At 37.6% G+C, this 10,543-nt stretch carries 4 protein-coding genes; all 4 read left to right on the forward strand.

All coding sequences use genetic code 11. From position 1 onward, the window contains the following. Positions 1–8: 8 nt before the first annotated feature. Positions 9–7,589, forward strand: coding sequence for a Cna B-type domain-containing protein (locus tag QZ413_RS01685; protein ID WP_297075575.1), 7,581 nt, complete (start codon positions 9–11; stop codon positions 7,587–7,589). 132 nt (positions 7,590–7,721) lie between these two features. Beyond that, positions 7,722–8,336: a VanZ family protein gene (locus QZ413_RS01690; RefSeq protein ID WP_297075577.1), complete on the forward strand. Its 615-nt coding sequence runs from the start codon at positions 7,722–7,724 to the stop codon at positions 8,334–8,336. 111 nt (positions 8,337–8,447) lie between these two features. Further along, positions 8,448–8,768, forward strand: coding sequence for a multidrug efflux SMR transporter (locus QZ413_RS01695; RefSeq protein ID WP_297075581.1), 321 nt, complete (start codon positions 8,448–8,450; stop codon positions 8,766–8,768). Between the two features lie 148 nt (positions 8,769–8,916). Continuing rightward, on the forward strand, positions 8,917–10,251 hold the full coding sequence (locus tag QZ413_RS01700) for a helix-turn-helix domain-containing protein (protein ID WP_297075583.1): 1,335 nt from the start codon (positions 8,917–8,919) through the stop codon (positions 10,249–10,251). Positions 10,252–10,543: the final 292 nt, after the last annotated feature.

Genomic DNA, 10,543 nt, shown 5'->3' on the forward strand with positions numbered 1-10,543 from the left:
TACCGACTATGACTTCGCAAACAGACGCGAAAACTACAGCAAGTGAAGCCACAACACGCGAAAGTCAAACTGCGTCAAGTGCAACAAGTGAAACAACAACAGCTACCAAAGAAGACGCAGAAGCTGACCCTGCCCCTGCCGATTCGAAAAGTACTGAGGACGGTACAAAAGATAGTACTGAAGAAAGCACAACTACAGTTAAGCCAAGTGTTCAAGTAGCAACTTTGAGAGAGCCTAAAGCTTTAGAAAATGTTTTTGCTTTTGATAAATTGACAGTGGATGATAAAGATGTTTCCTCCGAGGCAACGATTGAAATCACTGCCAACTCAAAAGCAGCTTTTTCTTTGACTTGGAACACGCAAGATCAAGAAGATGGTGTAGTTAGTGGCGATACCGCAAGCTATGCTTTACCTGATGTCTTTGAAAAAATCACAACACCAGTACAACCAGTAATCGTTGAAGGAATACCAGTCGGAACATATGTAGTAAAAGACGGTGTTCTTACCCTAACGTTTAATGAAGCAGCACAAGAAAATGAAATCAAAGAGGGAACGTTTACACTAAATCTAGAATTTAACGAAGCAAAATTTAAGGAACAAGCTGTTCAAGAAGTACCCTTTCACGATACCAAAGATAAAACCTTGACGGTCGTAATGAAACCTACTACAACGGTCACAGAATTAACCAAAAAAGGAAATGCCGATCGTACACAAAATGCTCGTGAAATCAATTGGACGATTGATTATCTAAATGCTGGTACAACGACGGTTAAAAGTCCTATTATTACCGATACGTTACCCAAAGGCGTAAAAGCAGCTACTGGATTTACGATCACAACACTAATAGTCGGTAGTGACGGTACAATCCATGAAGGTCAAGCGATCGAAGAAACATCTAAGGAAAGTACCGCACAAGGATTTAAACTAACATTACCTGATGTCAAAGGCTATCAAGGCTATCGAATCAAGTACACGACGGCAATCGAGGATCGTACGAAACTAGAATTTAAAAATGAAGCGACAGTTACCGCAAATGGTACGACTTCAGCTCCTGCTACAGCAACGGTCGACAAATTAACTCGTACCGATACTCTTGAAAAATCAGGAAAACGTGTTGACGGTACTGAAGATGAAATCGAATGGACATTGACACTAAACGAAAATGGTAGTGGTGTCAACAATGCAATCTTAAGCGATGTTTTACCTGAAGGGAATACGCTGATCAAAGATTCTTTGGTAGTTAAAAATGGTGATCAATCAGTTGAAGTGGATAGTAGCCAATTTCCAGCTAACCTAACATTAGGTAAAATCGAAGAAAATGATATCTATACGATTACATATCGTACAAAAGTTGATTACAGCAAAGTGAATAATGGGATTTATAAGCAAAACAATGAGTTTACTAACAAAGCGACACTGTCTGATGGTCAAACGGTAATCAATAGTGCGACAGCTACAGTACCCATTACGCGTTCTTCATTAATTGAGAAAACAGGTGAATCAAAAGTCGGCTACGATTCTAAATTAATCCATTGGACGATAACGATTAATAAAGCCGGACACAACTTGAAAAATGTAAACGTCGAAGATAATATTCCGGCAGGATTGAAACTGACTGGACCAATTAAAGTTGATGGCGTTGACATAGAAGAAACAAGTTTCCCGATTACGCTAAAAAATGTAGGAACAAAACAAGTTACGATCACCTATGATACTGAGGTCACTGATTTTAGCAAAACTGATTTTACCAATGCAGCGACGATTTCCGGTGAGGGAATTGGCACAGAGACAACTGAGTCTAATGTTGATGAAAAAGTTGCTATTACTCAAAATAGCTTTGAAAAGCAAGCTATTGGGATCGATTACGAAAACCAAACGATCCAGTGGCAAATTATAGTTAAACCAACACATGATCCACTAAAATCGTTGACGATCACAGATTCTTTTGTCGACAAAGGCCAAGTGTTTTCAGGCTTGACGACAGTCACAAGAGGTGGAAAAGACTATAATGGTTATGAATTAACACAAAGTATGGATGGATTCACGTTAAACTTTAATGAGTTCAGTCAAGATAATCTATTAAATGAAGATCTTATGATTACGTATACGACTTCATTTGATCCTAATAAAGTGATCGCAGATAAAAATACGAGCGCTCCGACTGGTAAAAATGTATATACCAATGAAGCAAGATTTACAGGTCAAACAAAAAATGATATCGCAATTGATCAAACTCGAACAGCTAGCCAGAAAGTAAAAGCAAATTACTGGAATAGTGGCTATAAAACAGGAACATTTGCGAAAGACTTAAAAGAAGCGTCTGACCGTAGAATCGATTACGAAGTTTATACAAACTATCAACGTCAAAATCTAGGTTCTGGTGTAGTGTTTACAGACACGTTAGGATTTGATGGTCAAATCGAAAACGTGAAAGTTTATGAGTACACGGTCGGAACGAATGGAAACATCACGAAAGGCGATGAAGTAACTGCCTTTACTCAAACAATCGATGGAAAAAACTTAACGATTCAATTTAACGAAGCGGTCAAAAAAGGCTACTTGATCACGTATAGTGCGACAGTTCCAGAGCGTTCGTTAGCGCAATATACCAACAAAGCCACGTTAACCGCAAATGATAAAACATCTTCTTATAGTAATGTAGTTCAATATGATCGAGCAGATAAGTTTTTAACTAAAACATCAAATGCGGAGAATAATAAAGCTTACACTGGCGATGAAATCACGTGGACAATCGATGTCAATGAGAGTTTATCGATCATCAATGATGCGGTAATAGAAGATACAATCAGTGAGGGGCATGTCTACAAAAATAACTCATTGGTCGTGAAAGATAAAGAAACCGGCAAAACACTAGTTGAGGGTACAGACTATACGGTGAGCACTGAAAATCAAAAACTAGTCTTGAATTTTAACAAATTAACCCAGCATCTAGTCTTAACGTATGATACGGTCGTGACGACACAAGATGGACAGATTTCTAATACAGTTTCGTTAAAGGGAACAAATTTTGAAGCAAAAGAAATCGAAAGCTCAAAAATTACGGCGACTGTTTTTGCAAGTATCGATGGGAAGTTTGATCCTAAAAAAGGTGTATTGCAACTGAAAAAAGTAGATAGTGCCTCAAATGAACTCATCAAAGGCGAAAATGAAGCGACGTTTGAATTGTATTATGATTTAAATGGTGAGCAGACATTGTTTGGTACGTATACGACTAAAAATGGTGAAGTGAGTATCAGTAATTTACCACTACGCGAATACACAGTAAAAGAAGTGACTGCACCGATCGGCTACACTGCAGGTGAACCTTTTACCGTTAATGTCGATCAAAAATACAACAATAAACAAGAAAATGTGATCGTTAAAGAAGTTAAAAATACGCAACAGACAGCCACTGCGAGCGTCACTAAACAATGGGATGATGCAGACGATCAAGATGGCAAACGTCCTACAAAAGTTCAAGCAGAACTAGTGAAATACCAAGAAGGGCAAACGATTGATCAAGGGCAAGTTGTAGAGACTGTCACATTGACAAAAGATAATGAGTGGAAAGCAACAGTCAAAGACTTAGCAAGTTATGATGGCAAAGAAAAAAATATCTATGAATTTAGAGAAATCGATATTGCCAAGGGGTATATGGTCAAAGCAGCAGTCAATGCAGATACGATGACAACGACTTTGATCAATACGCATACACCAGAAACAACAAAATTAGCAATCACAAAAGTATGGAACGATGCCAATAATCAAGACGGGATTCGACCAGAAGCAGTCAGTGTCGATGTGTTGGCAAACGATAACGTCGTTCAAACGATCGACGTCACTGCTGAAAACAATTGGCAAACAACAGTCAACAATCTACCAAAATATGCAAATGGCAAAGCAATCGAATACACGATTAGTGAACACGAAGTTGCAGGGTATCAATCAAGTATTAAAGATCTAACCATTACAAATACACATACACCAGAAACGACAGAACTTTCGGTAACAAAAGTATGGAACGATGCCAATAATCAAGATGGGATCCGACCAGAAGCGGTCAGTGTCGATGTATTGGCAAACGATAACGTCGTTCAAACGATCGATGTCACGGCTAAAAACGATTGGCAAGCGACAGTCAACAATCTACCGAAATATGCAAATGGTGAAAAAATCAACTATACGTTAAAAGAAAAATCTGTTGATGGGTATACGAGTAAAATCGATGGTTTAACGATCACCAATACCCATGTACCAGAAACAACAAAATTAGCGATCACAAAAACTTGGGAGGATGCCAATAACCAAGACGGTAAACGCCCAAATGAGATTACAGTACACATTTTAGCAAATGGCCAAAAACTTACAGAACAAACACAAGTATTATCGAATAAAAACGATTGGCAAGTAACGGTCAACGATCTACCGAAATATGCTGACGGCGAAAAAATCGATTATAGTATTGTGGAAGATGAAGTGACGGACTATGTACTAGACGTGACAAAAAAAGTAAGCAACGATGAACTAACATTTGCACTAACGAATACACACCAAGTCGAAAAAAGAACGATCACAGGTTCAAAAATTTGGCAAGATAAGGATGATCAAGACAGTCTACGACCAGAATCGATCACGATTCATTTGATGGATGGAGAGAAAGAAGTTGCCAATAAAGTCGTAACAAAAGAAAATGATTGGACGTTCTCATTTGAAAATCTTGATGTGAATCGTGACGGTAAGGAAATCGAGTATACATTAGTCGAAGATGCTGTTAAAGGATACAGCCAAGCTTGGAATGGAACGACGGTCATTAACACACACGATGTCGAAACGATCGATATTCCAGTGAATAAAGTCTGGGATGATAAGGACAACCAAGATGGCTTACGTCCGGATAAAATCGAAGTGGCATTATTCGCTGATGGGAAGCAAATCGCAGTAAAAGAAATCAACGCTGCAACAGAATGGAAAACTACCTTTGAAGGTCTAGAAAAATGTTCCGCTAAAGATAAGGAAATCACATATACCGTTAAAGAAGTGACGGAAACAGAAGGCTATAAAACTAAAGTCGAAGGCACGACGATCACGAATACCCATATTCCAGAAACAACAAGTGTTGATGTGACAAAAGTCTGGAATGATGCGAAAGATCAAGATGGTCTCCGTTCTGAAGAAGTTGAAGTGGAATTATTTGCAAACAACGTTTCTGTTGGAAAACAAATCGTGACCGCAAAAACGGATTGGAAAGCAACATTTACGGATTTACCAAAATATCAAGCAACTAAAGTGATCGACTATACTGCAAAAGAAGTGACAGAAGTTCCAGGTTATACGGCAGCAGTTGATGGAACAACGATTACGAATACACATGTGCCAGAAACAACTGAAATTGCGGTAAATAAAGTTTGGGATGATGCGAAAGATCAAGATGGTTTACGTCCGGATGCTATCACGGTCGATCTTTTGGCCAATGGAGAGGTCGTAGCTACAAAAGAAATCAGTGCTGACATGAAGTGGAATACTACGTTTACAGATTTACCGAAGAAACAAAATGGTAAAGTAATCGAATATACGATCAATGAATATAAAGTCACAGGCTATAAGACCGAGATCAAAGATATGACGATCACCAATACGCATACTCCAAATACGATTGATGTTCCAGTCACTAAAGTCTGGAATGACAGTGAGAATCAAGATGGTCTACGTCCCGAACAAATCACTGTACAATTACTCGCAAATGGCAAACAAGTAGCAGAAAAAGAGTTAAGTGCTAAAGATGACTGGCAAACAGTATTTACAAATCTTCCAGAAAATGAAGCAGGTGAACCAATTACCTATACAGCAACAGAAACTGCTGTAGCCAATTATCAAGCAACTACAAATGGTACGGTGTTAACCAATACACATGATGCCGCAACTATCGATCTGCCTGTAAATAAAGTGTGGGACGATCAAAAGGATCAAGACGGCCTTCGCCCTGAAAAAATCGTAGTATATCTATTGGCAAATGATCAAGAAGTCGGTCAAGTTACATTATCTGCCAAAGAAGATTGGCAAACAGTAATCAAAGGCTTAGCGAAATACCAAAATGGTAAAGAGATCGTCTACACGATTAAAGAAGAAGCTGTTCCAAATTACGAAAGTACGATCAAAGATACAACGATCACAAACAGTCACACACCTGAAACAACAACTGTGGACGTTACCAAAACGTGGGATGATCGCGATGATCAAGATGGTCTACGTCCAGAAAGCATTACGATTCAACTTTTGGCTAATGGCAAACAAGTAGCCGAAAAAGAAATCAATGCGAAAGATGATTGGCAAGCAAGTTTTACGGATCTTCCGAAAAATGAAGCCGGAAAAGTAATCGAGTATACGATCACAGAGTCAACTGTTACAGGATATGAAACGACGATCGATGGCTTTAATGTTACGAATACGCACAAAGTAGCTACAACTTCTGTACCAGTAGTCAAAGTGTGGGACGATCGCGATGATCTTGATCAAATTCGACCAAGTGAGATCACAGTCGATCTAGTCGCTGATGGTCAAATCGTAGAAACACGCAAAGTCACAGCTAAAGAAAACTGGAAGACAGAATTTACTGATCTACCAGCGTATCAAGATGGTAAAATGATTCGGTATTCTGTAGAAGAAGAAACGGTCAAAGGGTATACGACGACGATCGATGGCACGATGATCACGAATACTCATAAAGTCATCGAAGTTAGTGTAGGAGACTATGTCTGGTTTGACGCAAACAAAAACGGTAAACAAGATAAAGACGAAGTTGGGATCGCAGACGTTGTCTTGACGATCACAGATATGGACGGCAAGCCAGTCAAAGATATCAATGGTAATATAGTAACTGCGACGAAGACGGACAAAAATGGCTACTACCACTTTGATCATTTACCAGCCGGTCAATACCAAGTACACATCGATCAAAAAGCTTCAAAAGATGTATTAACAGGTTTTGAACCAACGATCGAAGGTCAAGGAAGTCGTGAAGAAGATTCATCAACATGGATCGCAACTTCAGAAAAATTAACAAAAGACGGCCAAGTCGATGATACTTTAGACTTTGGATTCGTTAAAGTTGAAAAAGAAGAACCAACTGAGTCGACAACAGAACCAAGTACAGAACCAAGTACAGAGCCAAGTACAGAACCAAGTACAGAGCCAAGTACAGAACCAAGTACAGAACCAAGTACAGAGCCAAGTACAGAGCCAAGCACGGAACCAAGTACAGAACCAAGCACGGAACCAAGCACAGAACCAAGCACGGAACCAAGTACGGAACCAAGCACGGAACCAAGTACGGAACCAAGTACAGAGCCAAGTACAGAGCCAAGTACAGAATCAATAGTTCCATTACAACCATCGAATCCAAGTGAGGGTACAACTTCTGATTTTAATTGGAATCAAACGCCAAACTTAGACTCATCTGGAACAAACAATTCAGGAAAAACGTTACCGATGGCCAATGAGGCATCGCAACGGATGATCATGATCATTGGAATGGTGATTATTGCAATAGCGTTAGTATTTTATAGTTTAGTGTCTTTAAGACGTAAACAATAAAAATAGAGCGTACTTTCTCTAAATACTAGAGAGAGTGCTCTTTTTTAATTTTCCTGAAAATTTTCAGGGCAGCCTAGTCTACTGTTTTAAAATGTGGTAGGCTAAATATATTAAAATTCAAGGAGGAACCTTATGTTTCGTTTACTCCGGTTAACTGCATACTTTTTGATATCCATTATTTCATCGGTCATCGTGATTCATTATCTAGCCTATCCGACATTGGTCAGCTATCCACGTTTGCACCATGCCATGGACCGCTTTGCGTATACGCAAGAAACGTTACTTTTCTTTTTCTTTTTAAGTGCTTTTTTATTTTTCCTACAATGGGAGTATCGCTATTTTTCAGCAATATATCTGTATTTAGTGTATAGCATTTATTTGTTTTTATTATTTGTTGTACTATTTGGGAAAGCCAGTAATTATCATAGCTATTCATTTGATCTCTTTGATTTTGTCGTAAGAGATAAACGAACTGTGATGGAAGCGATACTAAATACGCTTTATTTTGTGCCGCTGGGTGGGTTATATGCATTTAAAGCAAAGCCTTGGGAATTTGTATTGATCGCTTTCTTTACGATTTTAGGTATCGAAACGTTACAGTATGTATTCTACGTTGGAACGTTTGCTTTTAGTGATATCTTATTAAACTTTATTGGTTGTACGATCGGATATACGTTGGTAAAATGGTTAGGATACCGTCGTATTCAGTATCCTAAAACAGTTGCTACTGAAAATGAAGTGTGCTAAAATATGAAAAAAATACAGAACGCTACTACCGGGTAGCCAAGAGTCTGCTCTATTCCCATAGGTCTTTGGAGGAATAGAATAGGCTCTTTTTATTTTGAGGAGGAAATGAACATGGCATGGATCTATTTAGTGATTGCAGGTATTTTTGAAGTCGTATGGGCAACGCTCATGAAAGCAAGTGAAGGATTTTCGAAATTAGGATTTAGTATCGCGACTGTGATCGGTATGATTGCAAGTTTTTACTTTTTAGCACGAGCACTAAAAACGTTACCGATGAATTTAGCCTATCCGATTTGGACGGGCGTAGGTGCAGTGGGGTCGATTTTAGTCGGTGTCTGGCTTTATAAGGAAAAATTATCGCTAGCGACTTGGTTTTTTGTAGGGCTTTTGATCGTCGGAATCATCGGTATCAAAGTCACGAGTAAGCATTAGAATAGGAAAAGCTCGTTTTTTTCGTAAATCGCGATAAAAAACGGGCTTTATTTTTAACATAAATAATCACTATATGACCACATAATAGTATAAAATAAACTATATTACATAATATCTGTTTCTGTTTTTGTTTATAGGAGGGATCCATATGCTACAATTTGTTGAACAATCCATTTCTAAAAAGATCCAAATCGCCGAATATCTCTATATCCATCAAGGAGAACTTGATCAAGAATTTTTACAACGTGATCTAAAGTTATCTACTTCGACTTTAAAACGTTACATCAAAGAAATCGAAGGGATGTATACCGAGTATTATGTCAATGGCACACACTATAATGTGTATGCTCTAAATCAAATTATTCGTTTTTCAGTGAAGCAATCGCTGAAATTAGCTTTACTAAAGGCATTAGTGTTATTTCCTGGTGAGTCCAGTGAATACTATCGTAAAAAAATATTAGCTGCACCCGCGACATTTGCACGGATCATAGGTCAAATCAAAGCTGATCTCAGAAAATTCAATATGGAAATTATCCATGATAATGGATACTGGATTCGTGGGAGAAATGAAAAAGAAGAAATTATGTTATTTGCTTATCTAGCGAGTTCATTTGGGTTACCAACGACTGAAGTAAAAGAAATTTTAGTCAGCTATGGTGCACAAGAGCAATTAGATGAGTTTGCTACATTTGATTTGACGTTTTATAAATTTTCAAATTATCCATTTGAAGAAAACTTCTTCGAACATCTTTATCTATTTTCACTTTTACGTCAATTTCAATTCCAACGTAAGGAACATGGAGAAATTACACCTAGTATAAAAGTTGTAACGGATCTATTACGTACGGTATATGAAGAGAATGAGTTGGAAAATCACCAGCGTTTCTCACACGTTGTCCATACGATGTGCCATGAGAACGTTCCGTATGAAAAAAGAGAATTACTGATCCAATTATTTATTAAAACGAGTTTTCACTTGAAATTATTTCCATACAAAATGAAAATCTTTGATTTGAGACAAGACTTTTTTGTCCGAAAAATGTATGATGCACATCCACATCGTCGGGCGTTGATCGAGCCATTCATGAAGCAAATGTCGCATTTATTAGGTATCGAACTCAACCAGCGTGAGATCAGTATTGTATATTTCTTAGTTTCAGAAAATATTTTAACGTTTGAACAACAACATTACTTCCATCTATATGTGTACTCAACACTAGGTGACAAGCATACGACGTTCTTGATGGAAGAGCTTGCGCCATTACGTCAATTTTTTGAAGAGCCATTTGTTATTCGTGAATTGACCGATCCAAGTATCTTGACCAAAAATAATAATATCATCTTGTTGACCAATGAAGTATTTGCTGATTATCCTGCTGATAAGCAGTATATGATCAGTGATTATCTGACTTTAAATGAGTTCTTACATTTTAGTAAGTGGTTACGCGATCGAACAACTAAAATAATAAGTTATCCTGCTTAGGTGAGTAGACGAATTTATTCTTTAATCATAATGTAAAGAATGAATTCGTTTTTTATATTCATTTTCCTAATAAAATAAATTATATGTCATATACAATCTAATAAAATAAGGCTCAATTATGAAATGTAAATGAAAATTTCGGAAAATAAAATGTAAATCGTTTGTAATAAAATAATGGTTGTTTTAGAATGAAGAGTCAGGAGGAAATCGGAATGCTGAAATTTATTGAACCATTTATTGAAAAAAAGATCCAATTAGCAGAATATCTTTACATTAACCGAGGAGAAGTCGA

The organism is uncultured Enterococcus sp. (assembly GCF_913775425.1).
Lineage (GTDB): Bacteria > Bacillota > Bacilli > Lactobacillales > Enterococcaceae > Enterococcus_G.